This is a genomic window from Pseudoalteromonas sp. JSTW, from assembly GCF_013423925.1.
GTDB classification, from domain to species: Bacteria; Pseudomonadota; Gammaproteobacteria; order Enterobacterales; family Alteromonadaceae; genus Pseudoalteromonas; species Pseudoalteromonas lipolytica.
In genome coordinates, this window is record NZ_CP058972.1 from 1,644,322 (window position 1) to 1,660,478 (window position 16,157).

General features: G+C 42.4%; 12 protein-coding genes. 10 read left to right on the plus strand and 2 right to left on the minus strand.

Annotated features, from left to right (window positions below; all coding sequences use genetic code 11):
• Positions 1–17: 17 nt before the first annotated feature.
• Positions 18–1,304, minus strand: a complete 1,287-nt coding sequence (locus GZH31_RS07555; protein WP_036968634.1) for a citrate synthase — start codon at positions 1,302–1,304, stop codon at positions 18–20.
• Positions 1,305–1,713: 409 nt separating this feature from the next.
• Here GZH31_RS07555 and sdhC point away from each other — a divergent pair, with 409 nt between their 5' ends.
• The 9 genes from sdhC (at position 1,714) to argA (ending at position 13,092) form a co-directional block, all read left to right on the plus strand.
• Positions 1,714–2,091 carry a succinate dehydrogenase, cytochrome b556 subunit gene (gene sdhC, locus GZH31_RS07560; RefSeq protein WP_065979883.1) on the plus strand — a complete coding sequence of 126 codons (378 nt, stop codon included), beginning with the start codon at positions 1,714–1,716 and terminating at the stop codon, positions 2,089–2,091.
• Positions 2,082–2,429 (plus strand): succinate dehydrogenase, hydrophobic membrane anchor protein, encoded by a 348-nt coding sequence (gene sdhD / locus GZH31_RS07565; RefSeq protein ID WP_036968629.1) that lies wholly within the window; start codon positions 2,082–2,084, stop codon positions 2,427–2,429. The genes sdhC and sdhD overlap by 10 nt, the downstream gene beginning before the upstream one ends.
• Complete coding sequence (gene sdhA, locus GZH31_RS07570; RefSeq protein WP_065979884.1) at positions 2,430–4,202, plus strand: succinate dehydrogenase flavoprotein subunit; 1,773 nt, start codon at positions 2,430–2,432, stop codon at positions 4,200–4,202.
• Positions 4,203–4,212: 10 nt separating this feature from the next.
• Positions 4,213–4,929 carry a succinate dehydrogenase iron-sulfur subunit gene (locus GZH31_RS07575; protein WP_065979885.1) on the plus strand — a complete coding sequence of 239 codons (717 nt, stop codon included), beginning with the start codon at positions 4,213–4,215 and terminating at the stop codon, positions 4,927–4,929.
• Between the two features lie 85 nt (positions 4,930–5,014).
• Positions 5,015–7,834 (plus strand): 2-oxoglutarate dehydrogenase E1 component, encoded by a 2,820-nt coding sequence (locus tag GZH31_RS07580; RefSeq protein WP_065979886.1) that lies wholly within the window; start codon positions 5,015–5,017, stop codon positions 7,832–7,834.
• 3 nt (positions 7,835–7,837) lie between these two features.
• Positions 7,838–9,352, plus strand: coding sequence for a 2-oxoglutarate dehydrogenase complex dihydrolipoyllysine-residue succinyltransferase (odhB, locus tag GZH31_RS07585; RefSeq protein ID WP_036968619.1), 1,515 nt, complete (start codon positions 7,838–7,840; stop codon positions 9,350–9,352).
• Between the two features lie 177 nt (positions 9,353–9,529).
• A complete protein-coding gene (gene sucC, locus GZH31_RS07590; protein WP_036968617.1) occupies positions 9,530–10,696 on the plus strand; it encodes an ADP-forming succinate--CoA ligase subunit beta in 1,167 nt (388 codons plus the stop codon).
• On the plus strand, positions 10,696–11,568 hold the full coding sequence (sucD, locus tag GZH31_RS07595) for a succinate--CoA ligase subunit alpha (RefSeq protein WP_036968616.1): 873 nt from the start codon (positions 10,696–10,698) through the stop codon (positions 11,566–11,568). The genes sucC and sucD overlap by 1 nt, the downstream gene beginning before the upstream one ends.
• A 183-nt stretch (positions 11,569–11,751) precedes the next feature.
• Positions 11,752–13,092, plus strand: a complete 1,341-nt coding sequence (argA, locus tag GZH31_RS07600) for an amino-acid N-acetyltransferase (RefSeq protein WP_036968615.1) — start codon at positions 11,752–11,754, stop codon at positions 13,090–13,092.
• A gap of 43 nt (positions 13,093–13,135) precedes the next feature.
• Here the strand turns inward: argA and GZH31_RS07605 are convergent, their stop codons facing one another.
• Entirely contained in the window at positions 13,136–14,206 is a 1,071-nt protein-coding gene (locus tag GZH31_RS07605) for a DUF3083 family protein (protein ID WP_180311533.1), read from the minus strand.
• A 218-nt stretch (positions 14,207–14,424) separates the two neighbouring features.
• Between GZH31_RS07605 and glnS the strand changes: the two genes are divergently transcribed.
• A complete protein-coding gene (glnS, locus tag GZH31_RS07610; protein WP_180311534.1) occupies positions 14,425–16,092 on the plus strand; it encodes a glutamine--tRNA ligase in 1,668 nt (555 codons plus the stop codon).
• Positions 16,093–16,157 lie beyond the last annotated feature (65 nt).

The window sequence follows — 16,157 nt, forward strand, 5'->3', positions numbered from 1 at the left end:
TTAAACACGAAATCGTATTAACGCTTGTCTGTTGGTACGTAATCGCGTGATGTTTCACCAGTGTATAACTGACGTGGGCGGCTGATCTTGTGGCCAGGTTGAGATAGCATCTCATCCCAGTGAGAGATCCAACCAACAGTACGAGACATAGCAAAGATTACTGTGAACATGCTAGTCGGGATACCGATTGCTTTTAAGATGATACCTGAGTAGAAATCTACGTTAGGGTATAGTTTCTTCTCTACGAAGTACGGGTCTTCAAGCGCGATTTGTTCAAGTTTCATTGCGATATCAAGCAATGGATCTTGAATGTTTAGCTCTGCTAATACTTCATGACATGTTTGACGCATTACCGTCGCACGTGGGTCGAAGTTTTTGTAAACACGGTGACCAAAGCCCATAAGACGGAATGGGTCTGACTTGTCTTTCGCTTTAGCAACGTATTCGTCGATACGGTCTACAGAACCGATTTCTTCTAACATGTTAAGACATGCTTCGTTAGCACCGCCGTGTGCAGGGCCCCACAGTGATGCGATACCAGCAGCGATACATGCGTAAGGGTTTGCACCAGATGAACCCGCTAAACGAACCGTAGACGTTGACGCATTTTGCTCGTGGTCAGCGTGAAGCATGAAGATTTTGTCCATTGCTTTAGCTAAAACTGGGCTCACTTTGTATTCTTCAGCAGGTACTGAGAACATCATGTGTAAGAAGTTTTCAGCAAAGCTTAAATCGTTGCGTGGGTAAACAAACGGTTGACCAACGTTATATTTGTAAGCCATTGCTGCGATTGTCGGTAACTTAGCTACTAACTTAATCGCGCTCGTTTTACGCTGTGTTGCATCAGTGATGTCTAAATCTTCATGGTAGAAAGAAGAAAGTGCACCTACTACACCACATAGCATTGCCATCGGGTGAGCATCAAAGCGGAAACCTTGGAAGAAGTTTGCAATTTTGGTATCAAGCATTGTGTTGTGCGTGATTTCTTGTGCAAACGCATCGTATTGTTCTTTAGTCGGTAACTCACCATTAAGTAACAAATAGCAAAGCTCGATGTAGTTTGATTCATCAGCTAATTGTTCAATTGGGTAACCACGGTGTAAAAGAACACCTTTACCGCCATCGATGTAAGTGATTGAAGATTCACATGAACCCGTTGACATGAAACCTGGGTCGTAAGTGAAATAACCATGAGAACCTAACGTACGTACGTCGATTACGTCTTGGCCAGCAGTGCCTTGGTAAATTGGAAGTTCGATTGGATCAAGACCATCAATATGGACCGTGGCTTTCTTATCCGCCATCTATTTATCTCCTATTAAGATAACAACTCTGATTGTTATGTTCTGAATCTGTTTAAGCACATTCTTTTCATTTTAACGTGAAAGAGGGGTGTAAAGTCAATTTTTATAAATAGTATGCATAAAAGGATAATAAATATTCTGTCAGGATTAAATATTATACCATTGGCTAATTCGCAAACGTCTCTTACTAAACAAGAATTGTAAAAAGACCATTGGCTATATATACTATCCAAGGTTTTATACCGTATTGTCTGTAGGTAAACTTTATTTTTACATTTGAGTTTTGCACCAGTGTGAACTTTTTGTGTATTAACACGGTTTACTTAGATAGTTCCATCGAAATTCATTTTGATGGGTTTTAGAAAAACAAGTAGATGAGCCCCTAAGTGGGCAAGATGGGCAAGTAACTGTGAAAAAGCAAAGACCTGTAAATCTAGATCTAACAACTATATCTATGCCGGCTACGGCTAAAGCATCAATTCTTCACCGCGTCACCGGTGTTGCATTATTTTTTGCTTTAACGTTTGTCATTTGGGCGTGGTCTGAGTCTCTTTCTTCTCCTGAAGGTTTTGAATTCGTCAAGGGTCTGTTCAGCGGATTCATTGCCAAATTCATAGCGTGGGGTACCATTTCTGTATTGGCGTATCACCTAATTGGTGGTATCCGTCATATCATTATGGATATGGGTCACTGGGAAGAACTTGAATCAGGTAACTTCAGCGCTAAAGTTGCAATGGCTTTAGGCGTTGTTGCTGCAATTCTAGCAGGAGTGTGGATATGGTTTTAAATCAAGCAACTCTTAAACGTGATGGTGTACAAGATTACGTATCACTTCGTACAACCGCTTTAATTATCAGCGCTTACGCGATTTTTATTGTTGGCTATTTTTTATGTACACCCGAAGTCACTTTTGAAGCCTGGCAAGGCCTATTTTCAAACCTAGCAATGAAAGGGTTTACACTAATTACCCTTGTTTGCATCATGGTTCACACCCGTATTGGCCTTTGGCAAGTATTAACTGACTATGTTAAATGCGCTAAATTACGTGCTGTTTTAGGCTTTGTATTAAACCTTATGGCCGTTGCTTACGTAGCAATAGGTCTAATCGTTTTATGGGGTGTTTAAGTGAATTATTCTGTTCGTGAATTTGACGCTGTAGTGATTGGTGCCGGTGGTGCAGGTATGCGCGCAGCACTTGCAATCACTGAGTCAGGCAAAACCTGTGCACTTATCTCAAAAGTTTTCCCTACACGTTCTCACACTGTGTCTGCACAGGGTGGTATTACGGTAGCTCTGGGTAACTCACATGAAGATAACTGGGAATGGCACATGTACGATACGGTTAAAGGTTCCGATTTCATCGGTGACCAAGACGCTATCGAATATATGTGTAAAACAGGCCCAGAAGCTATTACTGAATTAGAAAACATGGGCTTACCATTTTCTCGTTTTGAAAATGGCCGTGTTTATCAACGTCCTTTCGGCGGTCAGTCGAAAAACTTTGGTGGTGAACAAGCTGCACGTACTGCAGCCGCAGCTGACCGTACTGGTCACGCATTATTGCATTGTCTTTACCAACAAAACGTTAAAAACAAAACAAATGTATTCTCTGAGTGGTATGCATTAGACCTTGTTAAAAACAGCGACGGTCACGTTGTTGGTTGTACAGCAATCGACATCGAGTCAGGTGAAGTTGTTTATTTCAAATCTAAAGCGGTTGTTTTAGCAACAGGTGGCGCAGGTCGTATCTTTGCATCAACAACTAACGCGCACATCAATACTGGTGACGGCGTTGGTATGGCAACACGCGCGGGTGTTGCAATGCAAGATATGGAAATGTGGCAGTTCCACCCAACCGGTATTGCTGGTGCGGGTGTACTTGTGACGGAAGGTTGTCGTGGTGAAGGTGGTTACCTTCTAAACAAAGACGGCGAACGTTTCATGGAGCGTTATGCACCTAATGCGAAAGACTTAGCATCGCGTGACGTTGTTGCTCGTTCAATGATGACAGAAATTCGTGAAGGCCGTGGTTGCGATGGTCCTTATGGTCCACATATCAAGCTTAAGCTTGACCACTTAGGTGAAGAAACTCTAAACCTTCGTCTTCCAGGTGTTTGTGACCTTGCGAAAACATTCGCACACGTTGACCCTGCTAAAGAGCCAATTCCAGTTATCCCAACATGTCACTATATGATGGGTGGTGTTCCAACTAACGTAAATGGTCAAGCATTACAAATTGATGCAAATGGCCAAGAAAAAGTTGTTGAAGGCTTATTCGCTGTTGGTGAAATTGCGTGTGTATCTGTACACGGCGCTAACCGTCTTGGCGGTAACTCACTACTTGACTTAGTTGTATTCGGCCGTGCTGCTGGTAACTTCTTAGGCAAATACCTAAACGGTGTTGAAGCAGGTAAAGATGCGTCTGATTCAGACCTTGAAGCATCGCTTGCACGCTTTAATCGTTGGGAAAGCTCTAAAGTTGGCCAAGGTGAAGACCCTGTTCAAATCAAGAAAGATCTACAAATGTGTATGCAACTTAACTTCTCGGTATTCCGTGAAGGTGAAGCAATGGCAACAGGTCTTAAAGAGCTTAAAGAAATCCGTGAACGTCTTCAGTATGCGCGTCTTGATGACAAATCAACTGAATTCAACACAGCACGTATTGAATGTTTAGAGCTTGATAACTTGATGGAAACAGCTTACTCAACTGCAGTAGCTGCAAACTTCCGTACAGAAAGCCGTGGTGCTCACTCTCGTTTCGACTACCCAGATCGTGATGACGAAAACTGGCTATGTCACTCAATTTTCAATCCTGTAACGGATGAAATGAGCAAACGTGAAGTAAACTACGCGCCGAAACTGCGTGAAGCTTTCCCACCTAAAGCACGTACATACTAGGAGCGAGACGATGGCACAAGTACAATTTTCCGTTTATCGTTACAATCCAGATATTGATAACGCACCACGTATGCAAGACTTCTCGCTAGAAACGCAAGAAGGTCAAGATATGATGGTGTTGGATGCGCTTATGAAATTAAAAGAGCAAGATCCAACGTTATCATTCCGTCGTTCATGCCGTGAAGGTGTGTGTGGTTCAGACGGTATCAACATGAATGGTAAAAATGGTTTGGCATGTATCACGCCTTTATCAACGCTACTTAAAGGTGGCAAAGGTAAAATCGTAATTCGTCCATTACCTGGTTTACCTGTGGTACGTGACCTTGTTATTGACATGAGTCAGTTCTACACTCAATACGAAAAAGTAAAACCTTATCTTATCAACGACACGCCAGCGGCGGGTGAGCGTCTTCAGTCAATCGAAGAACGCGATAAGCTTGATGGTTTATATGAGTGTATTTTATGTGCATGTTGTTCAACATCGTGTCCTTCGTTCTGGTGGAATCCAGACAAGTTCATCGGTCCAGCAGGCCTTCTTCACGCATATCGTTTCTTGGCTGATAGCCGCGATACAGCGACAGAAGAGCGTCTTGCTGACCTTGACGATGCGTTCAGCGTGTTCCGTTGTCACAGTATCATGAACTGTGTTAGCGTGTGTCCAAAAGGTCTTAATCCGACCAAAGCAATTGGACAAATCAAGTCAATGCTTTTAAATCGTTCGGTTTAAAATATTGAATATGTAAGGTGGTTAATTTATTAACCACCTTGTTTTTACAACAATTAATTTCTGCGCTAAAGAAAAGGGCTTATAAATGCACGAAGGTGTGATGAAGGCATGGCTAGAATCTTCTCACTTAAACGGCGGTAACGTTGCTTACGTAGAAGAGCTTTATGAAGCGTACTTAGATGATGCGACTTCTGTGCCAGAAGAATGGCGAGAAGTGTTCGAACAATTACCAAAAGTTGATGGTGTGGATGTTGACGTAAAACATTCTGAAGTTCGTGCACAATTTGCGGAGCTTGCTAAAAACAAGCATAGAGAAGTGGTGGTAGCAGAGGGTGGCTCTGGTGATCCTAAACAGGTCAAAGTGCTACAACTTATAAATGCTTTCCGTTTCCGTGGTCACCAAAATGCCAACCTAGATCCATTAGGTATCTGGCAACGCGAACGTGTTCGCGATCTTGAATTAGAGTACCACGATTTATCTGAAGCTGATTTTGACCGTGAATTCAATGTGGGTTCGTTTGCAGTCGGTCGCGAAACCATGCCTTTAGGTGAGTTATATCAAGCACTTAAAACCACGTACTGTGGTTCTGTTGGTGCTGAGTATATGCATATCACATCGACTGAAGAAAAGCGTTGGTTACAACAGCGTTTGGAATCAGTGCAATCACGCCCAACTTTTTCTAAAGAAGAAAAGCTGCGCATCCTTAAAGGGTTAACAGCAGCGGATGGTCTTGAAAAATATTTAGGGGCTAAGTTCCCTGGTGCAAAACGTTTCTCACTTGAAGGTGGTGATGCGTTAGTACCAATGCTTAAAGAACTGATTCATCGTGCAGGTGAAAGCGGACAAAAAGAAGCTGTTATTGGTATGGCTCACCGCGGTCGTCTGAACGTACTAGTGAACGTTTTAGGTAAAAACCCATCAGATTTATTTGATGAGTTCGCTGGTAAACATAAAGATACATTAAGCTCAGGTGACGTTAAATATCACATGGGTTATTCATCTGACTTTGCGACTAAGGGTGGCAATGTGCACATGGCACTTGCATTTAACCCGTCTCACCTAGAAATCGTAAACCCGGTAGTGATGGGTTCGGTTCGTGCGCGTCTTGACCGCTTAGGTGATAAGTCAGGTATTAAAGCACTGCCTATTACAATTCATGGTGACTCTGCGATTGCAGGTCAAGGTGTTGTACAAGAAACATTTAACCTATCACAAACTAATGCATTTAGTTGTGGTGGTAGTATCCGTATTGTTGTTAACAACCAAGTTGGTTTTACAACGTCTAAACAGGCTGATGTGCGTTCTACACCATACTGTACAGATATTGCGAAGATGGTTCAGGCACCTATTTTCCACGTTAACTCTGATGATCCAGAAGCCGTTGCATTCGTAACACAAATTGCGCTTGATTTCAGAAATCAGTTTAAACGTGATGTTGTTATTGATTTGGTCTGTTATCGCCGTCATGGTCATAACGAAGCGGACGAGCCTAATGCGACTCAACCACTTATGTACCAAAAAATCAAAAAACACCCTGTTCCTCGTTTAATCTATGCTGATCAGCTTGTGGCTGAAGGTTCATTCACTGAAGACGAAATTAAAGTACTCGCAGATGATTACCGTAATGGCTTAGACCGTGGCTCGTGCGTTGTTGAAGAAATTCAACCTGAAACATCTCATTCATCTGATTGGGCTAAGTTCGTTGGTCACGATTGGGATGTAGAATACGACGCTAAAGTGTCGGTAGAGAAACTTAAAGAACTTGGCGAGAAAGTCGCAAGTTACCCAGAAGGTCATAAAGCACAGTCTCGTGTTAAGAAAATCTACGACGACCGTAAACTAATGGCATCAGGTGAAAAAGCACTTGATTGGGGTATGGCAGAAACACTGGCTTATGCCACACTTGTTGATGCAGGTACTGATATCCGTTTAACGGGTCAAGACTCAGGCCGTGGTACATTCTTCCATCGTCATGCTGTTGTTCATAATCAACAAGATGCGTCAACTTACTTACCGTTGCAAAATATCAGCGAAAAGCAAGGTGCATTTGAAGTATACGATTCAGTGTTATCTGAAGAAGCGGTGCTTGCGTTTGAATATGGTTATGCGACTGCAGAACCTACATCATTAGTCATGTGGGAAGCCCAATTTGGTGACTTTGCGAACGGCGCTCAAGTTGTATTTGACCAGTTCTTAAGTTCAGGCGAGCAAAAGTGGGGCCGTTTATGTGGTCTAACGTGTTTGTTACCGCATGGCTATGAAGGTCAAGGTCCTGAGCATAGTTCAGCCCGTTTAGAGCGTTTCTTACAACTGTGTGCTGATCACAACATGCAAGTGTGTGTGCCATCAACACCTGCGCAAGTTTACGCAATGCTACGTCGTCAATCAGTTCGTCCACTGCGTCGTCCTTTGATTGTTATGACACCGAAGTCATTATTACGTCACCCATTAGCAACATCAACACTGGAAGAGTTATCTGAAGGTGTGTTCTATAATATGATTGACGAGATTGATGACATCCCAGCAGAGAAAGTTGAACGCGTTGTTTTCTGTAGCGGTAAAGTTTACTACGAACTACTTCAAGAGCGTCGTAAGCAAGAGCTTAATAATGTTGCAATTGTTCGTGTTGAACAACTTTATCCATTCCCACACGATGAGATGGATGCAATCATGCAGCGTTATCAACACGTTAAAGACTTCGTTTGGTGTCAAGAAGAGCCACAAAACCAAGGTGCTTGGTATTGTTCTCAACACCACTTTGTCGATGCAATTCCACAAGGCGCTAAATTAAAATATGCTGGCCGTAAAGCATCAGCATCGCCAGCATGTGGTTACATGTCAGTGCATACTAAAGAACAACAAGCGCTCGTTGCAGATGCGCTTACTATTGAAAATAAAGGATAAGCAATGAGCACAGAAATTAAAGTTCCTGTACTTCCTGAGTCGGTTGCTGATGCTACCGTAGCAACATGGCACGTAAGTGTTGGCGACAAAGTAAGCCGTGACCAAAACTTAGTTGATATTGAAACAGATAAAGTTGTTTTAGAAGTAGTTGCACCAAACGACGGTGTCATTACTGAAATTTCACAAGAAGAAGGTGCAACCGTACTTGGTGAACAAGTAATTGGTTTACTTGGTGATGCAGATGCTGCACCAGCAAGTGACGATTCTGCTAAAGAATCAGCACCAGCAAAATCAGAAGACGCGCCAGCGGCGCAATCAGCACCAGCATCAGAAGGTAAAGAAGTGGACATTAAAGTACCTGTACTTCCAGAATCAGTCGCAGACGCGACAATAGCTACTTGGCATGTTCAACCAGGTGAAGCGGTAACGCGCGACCAAAACCTAGTTGACATCGAAACTGATAAAGTTGTTCTTGAAGTTGTTGCTCAAGAAGACGGTATCATGGGCGAGCACATCCACGCAGAAGGCGAAACAGTGCTTGGCGAACAAGTGATTGGTACTGTTAAAGCGGGTGCAGCACCTGCTAAAGCAGAATCGAAAAAAGAAGAAGCGGCACCAGCAAGCGATTCAAGCGATAGCTCAGACGTATTAACACCGTCAGTGCGTCGTCTAATCGCTGAAAAGGGCCTTGATGCATCAAAAATCAAGGGCACGGGTAAAAATGGTCGCGTAACGAAAGAAGACGTTGATACATTCTTAAAAGCGCCTGCGGCTGCACCTAAAGCAGAAGCGGCAGCACCTGCTGCACCTATGGGTGACCGTACTCAAAAACGTGTTCCAATGACGCGTTTACGTAAGACTATTGCAAATCGCCTTCTTGAAGCGAAAAACTCAACTGCAATGTTAACAACATTCAACGAAGTAAACATGAAACCTATCATGGACCTTCGTAAGCAGTATCAAGAAGTATTCGAAAAACGTCATGGTATTCGTTTAGGTTTCATGTCTTTCTATGTGAAAGCAGTAACAGAAGCGCTTAAACGTTTCCCTGAAGTGAATGCATCAATCGATGGTGATGATATTGTTTATCACAACTACTTCGATATCAGCATCGCGGTATCAACACCACGTGGTCTAGTTACACCAGTACTTAAAGATTGTGACAAGTTATCAGTTGCAGAAATTGAAAAAGGTATCCGTGAATTAGCGCTTAAAGGTCGTGACGGCAAATTAACACTTGATGATATGACAGGTGGTAACTTCACTATCACTAATGGTGGTGTATTCGGTTCGTTACTTTCTACACCGATTATCAACTTACCTCAGTCATCAATCTTAGGTATGCACAAAATCCAAGATCGTCCAATGGCTGTAAATGGTAAAGTTGAAATCTTACCAATGATGTATTTAGCGTTATCGTACGATCACCGTCAAATTGATGGTAAAGAATCTGTTGGTTTCTTAGTGACAATTAAAGAGTTACTTGAAGATCCAACACGTTTATTACTAGATGTTTAATCTAGTTGTATAAAATGTAAGCTGTGGACTGCGTTCACAGCTTTTTTTTTTGCGCCTTTGGTCTAACTGGGGTTTTCATGTTGAGCCTTGGGATTTATACTAGGTGCGCAATTTGGGATAGCTGTTTATTTGCATAAATATTCAGCTCTTTTAGTATAAAAAATTGGATAAAGCATCATGAATTTGCATGAGTATCAGGCAAAACAACTTTTTGCCGAATATGGTTTACCAGTTTCTCACGGTTACGCTTGCGATACACCTGAAGAAGCTGCAGCAGCTGCTGAGAAAATTGGCGGTGATATGTGGGTTGTTAAAACACAGGTTCACGCAGGTGGCCGTGGTAAAGCTGGCGGTGTTAAGCTAGTTAAAACAATCGACGAAGTTAAAGAGTTCGCTGCGAACTGGTTAGGTAAAAACTTAGTTACTTACCAAACAGACGAAAATGGTCAGCCAGTAGCTAAGATCCTTGTTGAGAGCTGCACTGACATCGCTAACGAATTATACCTAGGCGCTGTAGTAGATCGTGCTTCTCGTAAAGTTGTTTTCATGGCATCTACTGAAGGTGGTGTTGAAATCGAGACTGTTGCTGAAGAAACGCCAGAGCTAATCCACAAAGCTGAAATCGATCCACTTGTAGGTCCTCAAGCGTATCAAGCTCGTGAATTAGGCTTCAAACTAGGTTTAAACCCAACGCAAATGAAACAGTTTGTTAAGATCTTCATGGGTCTTGCGAACATGTTCAACGATTTCGATTTCGCATTATTAGAAATCAACCCGCTTGTTATCACAGACGAAGGCAACCTTCACTGTCTAGATGGCAAAATCGGTGTAGATGGTAACGCGCTTTACCGTCAACCTAAAATCCGTGAAATGCACGATCCATCTCAAGAAGATGCACGTGAAGCTCACGCTGCAAGCTTCGAGCTTAACTACGTTGCACTAGACGGTAACGTGGGTTGTATGGTTAACGGTGCAGGCCTAGCAATGGGTACGATGGACATCGTAAACCTACACGGTGGCAAGCCAGCTAACTTCCTAGATGTTGGTGGCGGCGCGACGAAAGAGCGTGTATCTGAAGCATTCAAGATCATCCTTTCAGACGACAACGTAAAAGCTGTTTTAGTTAACATCTTCGGTGGTATCGTTCGTTGTGACATGATCGCAGAAGGTATCATTGGTGCAGTTAAAGAAGTAGGCGTAAACGTACCAGTAGTAGTACGTTTAGAAGGTACTAACGCTGAACTAGGTCGTGAAGTACTTGCTAATTCTGACCTTAACATCATCGCTGCTGAATCACTAACAGACGCAGCTGAAAAAGTTGTTGCTGCTGCGGAGGGCAAATAATGTCTGTATTAATCAATAAAGATACAAAAGTTATCTGTCAAGGTTTCACTGGTGGCCAAGGTACTTTCCACTCTGAGCAAGCGCTTGAGTATGGTACACAAATGGTTGGTGGTGTTAGCCCAGGTAAAGGCGGTCAAACGCACCTTGGTCTTCCAGTATTCAACACAGTACGTGACGCTGTAGAAGCAACTGGCGCAACTGCATCAGTAATCTACGTACCAGCACCTTTCTGTAAAGATGCAATCTTAGAAGCTATCGATGCTGGCATCGAGCTTATCGTTTGTATCACTGAAGGTATCCCAACACTAGACATGGTTGACGTTAAAGTTAAGCTTGAGCAAACTGGTGTTCGCATGATCGGTCCTAACTGCCCAGGTGTTATCACTCCGGGTGAAACTAAGATCGGTATCATGCCTGGTCACATCCACAAGCCTGGTAAAGTAGGTATCGTATCACGTTCTGGTACACTTACTTACGAAGCGGTTAAGCAAACTACTGATGCTGGTTTCGGCCAATCAACATGTGTTGGTATCGGTGGCGACCCAATCCCTGGCACTAACTTCATCGACGTTTTAGAAATGTTCGAAAAAGACGAGCAAACTGAAGCAATCGTTATGATCGGTGAAATCGGTGGTACAGCAGAAGAAGAAGCTGCTGAATACATCAAGCACAACGTAACTAAGCCTGTTGTTTCTTACATTGCGGGTGTAACTGCGCCTCCAGGTAAGCGTATGGGTCACGCGGGTGCAATCATCGCAGGCGGTAAAGGTACTGCTGATGAGAAATTTGCTGCATTAGAAGCTGCTGGCGTTAAAACAGTACGTTCACTAGCTGACATCGGTGCTGCACTTAAAGAGAAAACAGGCTGGTAATCGGTCTTTAATCTCTTAAAAAGAGGCTCGCTTATGCGGGCCTTTTTTATTGCTAAATTCACTGTCAATTTTTATTCATAAATAAAGAATAAAAATTCTTTATTTATGAATAAAAATTCCTTACACTAATTCCTCTGTTTCCGTTTTAATAAAAAACGCTTGAATTTAAAAGGTAATTAGCACGTGCGTACTACAGAATTAGTAGACGGATTTCGTCAGTCGACTCCTTATGTAAATGCCCATAGAGGCAAGACTTTCGTTGTAATGCTGGGTGGTGAGGCGATAGACCAGCCAGGCTGTCGAAGTATTATTAATGATGTTGCTCTATTAACAAGCTTAGGTATTAAGATTGTTTTGGTGTTTGGCGCACGGCCACAATTTAATGCCGCTTTGAATGAGGTTGGCATAACTAGTCATTTTCATAACGAGATCCGTGTTACCGATAACACCACTTTTGAAGTGATTAAAAAAGTGGCCGGAGCAATGCAATTTGACATCACCGCACGTTTATCCACGTCATTAAGTAGCACCCCCATGTCGGGCTCATTTTTAAATGTAGTGAGTGGTAATTTTGTTATAGCGCAGCCTTTAGGCGTTGATGAAGGGGTTGATTACCACCACTCGGGGCGTGTTAGGCGAATTGATGTTGAGGGAATACGCCACCAACTCAATAACAATAGTATTGTGCTCCTAGGTCCGATTGCTGCCTCAGTGACGGGTGAGAGCTTTAATTTAACCGCAGAAGAAATTGCGACTCAAGTTGCTTTAAAGCTCAGAGCAGACAAAATGCTAGGGTTTAGCCAAGATGCAGGTATTTTAGATGAAAATGGCGAAGCGATAGCTGAATTAATGCCAAACGAAGCCGAGCGAGTGTTAGAGCACTATCGCACTCATACACCTTCATGTTTGAGCGCCCCTGTCTTTTTGCAAGCTGCTATTGATGCATGTCGGGGCGGGGTGCATCGGTGTCACCTTGTCAGCTACAAAGAAGATGGTGCCTTATTGCAAGAGCTCTTTTCTTTGGATGGTATCGGGACCCAGATTGCGCCGCAAAGTTCTGAACAACTTCGTAGTGCAACGATCAGTGATATAACCGGTATCTTAAACTTAATTAGACCACTTGAAGAGCAGGGCTATTTAGTGCGTCGCTCAAGAGAGCAATTAGAGATAGAAATTGAGCAATTCACAGTGATTGAGCGTGATGGACTTATTATCGCGTGCGCTGCCCTTTACCCATTTGATGAAGAGCAGGTTGGTGAATTTGCAAGTCTTGCTGTTCACCCTCAATATCGTGATGCAGACCGTGGCAGTAATTTATTACGTTTTATAATTAATAAAGCCAAACGTTGTGGTTATCATGGGTTATTTGCGTTAACAACGCGCAGTATTCATTGGTTTATTGAACAAGGTTTTGAATTGGTGACGGTCGATGAACTGCCCGCAAAGAAAAAGTCGCTGTATAACTACCAGCGACGCTCAAAGGTATTACGCTTAGACTTATCTAAATTACCAAAAAATCGTTAAGGTAAAAGGGGTGACACATCGCTGTCACCCACGTAAAACCTGTTTAATATTGATAGTTAATATGCTGATAAAAGCGCACGCGTAAGTCTTGGCGTGTTGGATTAAACGCAAGTTCGTCTGTCACCTCATTAATGGCACTTTGTACTTGGTTCATAAATCGGCCGTAACCGATATCGTGCTTATCTTTTTCTGCTGCTGCAATAACAAAGTGCAGCACATCGACCAACGTATCCGCATTCCAAAATTGTTGTATTTGTACTTGCTCGCTGGTGCAGTCGAAAGTCAGTTTTTGTAACTCGCTATTGCTCTGTGCATTGTCAATATTACTATTACGCACAATCGGGCGTGTGCCATTTGCGATAAAGGCAGCTAAGTTAAGTTGACGCTTATCACAGGCACGTTTAAACGCATCAAAAATATAGTGATAAAACTGACTGTAGTTTTCTTCATTTAGCATATGCTGAAATTGTGTCTTAATTGCGCGTGTGACAGGAATTGAAAAGCCTGCATAGGTCATTTCGCTGTAATCGCTTGGCAAATGGCATTGGCGCGATTGATAACGCGGATATAAACTTCGCAACTTATAGCCATAGCTTTCTTTGTGGCCTTTGGCTTTGGCAAATAAGTCATAGGTTAAGTGTTGATGATCTCTAATCTTAAGCGGGGGTTGGTTGCTTAAAAGCTTGTCTTGTAATGTATTGATTACCCGTTGCACTTTATGGTGGAACTGTGCCGCATTTGCACGAATATCGTCACCGGTTGCTAAGAATAATAAGCGAATTTTTTTGCATTTTTCTTCGCCATTAGCAAATACATTGTGTGCTTCGTGGTATTGTGGATTATAGAAAAATAATATTTGTTTTGTTGTTTCTAAACTGTACGCCTCGTCATGGTAGCGTACGACAGGTAGTTTATCATTCGCAATGAGATGTACGTTATGAAGTTCATACTCATCGCACAGCGCAAATAATTCCCTTGCAAGACGCTTGTAACCGCAGCTAATGTTCGTAAACTGGGCAAAAAACTCATCATTGGGTTTAAATTCAACTAACACATACTGGTTTGCACGTGCAGAGCTAGGAATATAGACTCGGTGTTGATTGAGTGAAGCCATCTCTTTTCCTTATTAAATAGTGAAACTATCGGCACTATATCGTCAGTCAATGATCATTTTATTGCGTTAGAACAACTTTTTTACCGATTTGACCGTAGGGTTTTAACAATCGCATTATTATCTTCGATAAACACACATCAACTACTGTATGTTAGCGCTTCTTTTTGTAATAATGCAGTAGTTTTGTCACCATGCAATATTCAGAGGATTATGCTCCTATGGCGGAAATTGAGAATCGCCCAAGTAACTTTATAAGAACGCGTATCGACGAAGATCTCGCAAGCGGTAAACACGCGACTACGCATACACGTTTTCCACCAGAACCAAATGGTTTTTTACACATTGGTCATGCAAAGTCTATATGCTTAAATTTTGGTATTGCCCAGGATTACAATGGCCTTTGCAACTTACGTTTTGATGATACAAACCCAGAAAAAGAAGATATCAACTACGTAAACTCTATTAAAGAAGATGTGCAGTGGCTCGGTTTTCAATGGGATGGTGAAATTAAATATTCATCAAACTACTTTGATGCACTTTATGGCTATGCCGTTGAACTTATCGAAAAAGGGCTTGCGTATGTGTGTTTCTTGTCAGCAGACCAAGCACGTGAGTACCGTGGTACGCTAAAAGAGCCAGGAAAAAATAGCCCTTATCGTGATACACCTGTTGAAGAGAACTTAGCCTTATTCGAAAAAATGCGTAACGGTGAGTTTAAAGAAGGCGAGTGTGTACTGCGTGCTAAAATTGATATGGCAAGCTCGTTTATTGTATTACGCGATCCTATTTTGTACCGTGTACGTTTTGCTCACCATCACCAAACAGGTGATAAGTGGTGCATTTACCCAATGTATGACTTTACACATTGTATTTCGGATGCGCTTGAAGGTATTACACATTCTTTATGTACGCTTGAATTCCAAGATAACCGACGTCTCTATGACTGGGTGCTTGATAACATCAGCCTAGAATGCCATCCACAGCAAATCGAGTTTTCACGTTTAAATCTTGAATACACCATTATGTCTAAGCGTAAATTAAATGACTTAGTGGTTAATGGCCATGTTGAAGGCTGGGATGACCCACGTATGCCAACGATTGCTGGTTTACGTCGTCGTGGTTATACACCAGCTTCAGTACGTGAGTTCTGTTCACGCATTGGTATTACTAAGCAAGAAAACATGGTTGAAATGGGCATGTTGGAAGCGTGTATTCGTGAAGATTTAAATGAACATGCACCACGTGCTATGGCTGTACTTGACCCTGTTAAAGTGGTTCTAGAGAACTATGATGCAGATAAAGTAGAAACGTTATCAGTCGCTAATCACCCGAACATAGAAGAAATGGGACGCCGTGATGTGCCATTTACTCGCGAGCTTTATATTGAACGCGAAGATTTCCGTGAAGAAGCAAACAATAAGTTTAAGCGTTTAGTGCTGGGTAAAGAAGTGCGTTTACGCGGAGCTTATGTGATAAAAGCTGAACGCATTGAAAAAGACGCTAATGGTGAAATCACCACGATCTTCTGTTCTTACGATGATGAAACGCTGGGTAAAAACCCAAGTGATGGTCGCAAGGTGAAAGGGGTAATCCATTGGGTATCTGCTAGCGAGTCTATTACTGCAGAAATACGTTTATACGATCGTCTATTCAACGTACCTAACCCAGCAGCTGCTGAAGACTTTAATGCAACGCTTAATCCAGAGTCGCTTGTGGTGTTATCAAATGCGAAGTTAGAACCTTCACTTGCAAATGCACAAGCAGAGCAGGGCTTCCAGTTTGAACGTACAGGGTATTTCTGTCGCGATAATAAAGCACAGACACTTGTGTTCAACCAAACGGTGGGTCTTCGTGATTCATGGGCTAAAATCGAACAAAAAGGTTAAACAGCGCGTTTAACTTTTTTAAAAGATAATAAAAAACCCTTTCACTTATTAAAGTGAAAGGGTTT

What these genes read in the sequence shown, in the direction of transcription:
- GZH31_RS07580 (WP_065979886.1), top strand. Translation starts at nt 5,015, where the DNA reads ATGCACGAAGGTGTGATGAAGGCATGGCTAGAATCTTCTCACTTAAAC.
- GZH31_RS07575 (WP_065979885.1), top strand. Translation starts at nt 4,213, where the DNA reads ATGGCACAAGTACAATTTTCCGTTTATCGTTACAATCCAGATATTGAT.
- GZH31_RS07555 (WP_036968634.1), bottom strand. Translation starts at nt 1,304, where the DNA reads ATGGCGGATAAGAAAGCCACGGTCCATATTGATGGTCTTGATCCAATC.
- GZH31_RS07605 (WP_180311533.1), bottom strand. Translation starts at nt 14,206, where the DNA reads ATGGCTTCACTCAATCAACACCGAGTCTATATTCCTAGCTCTGCACGT.
- sdhD (WP_036968629.1), top strand. Translation starts at nt 2,082, where the DNA reads ATGGTTTTAAATCAAGCAACTCTTAAACGTGATGGTGTACAAGATTAC.
- odhB (WP_036968619.1), top strand. Translation starts at nt 7,838, where the DNA reads ATGAGCACAGAAATTAAAGTTCCTGTACTTCCTGAGTCGGTTGCTGAT.
- sucC (WP_036968617.1), top strand. Translation starts at nt 9,530, where the DNA reads ATGAATTTGCATGAGTATCAGGCAAAACAACTTTTTGCCGAATATGGT.
- glnS (WP_180311534.1), top strand. Translation starts at nt 14,425, where the DNA reads ATGGCGGAAATTGAGAATCGCCCAAGTAACTTTATAAGAACGCGTATC.
- sucD (WP_036968616.1), top strand. Translation starts at nt 10,696, where the DNA reads ATGTCTGTATTAATCAATAAAGATACAAAAGTTATCTGTCAAGGTTTC.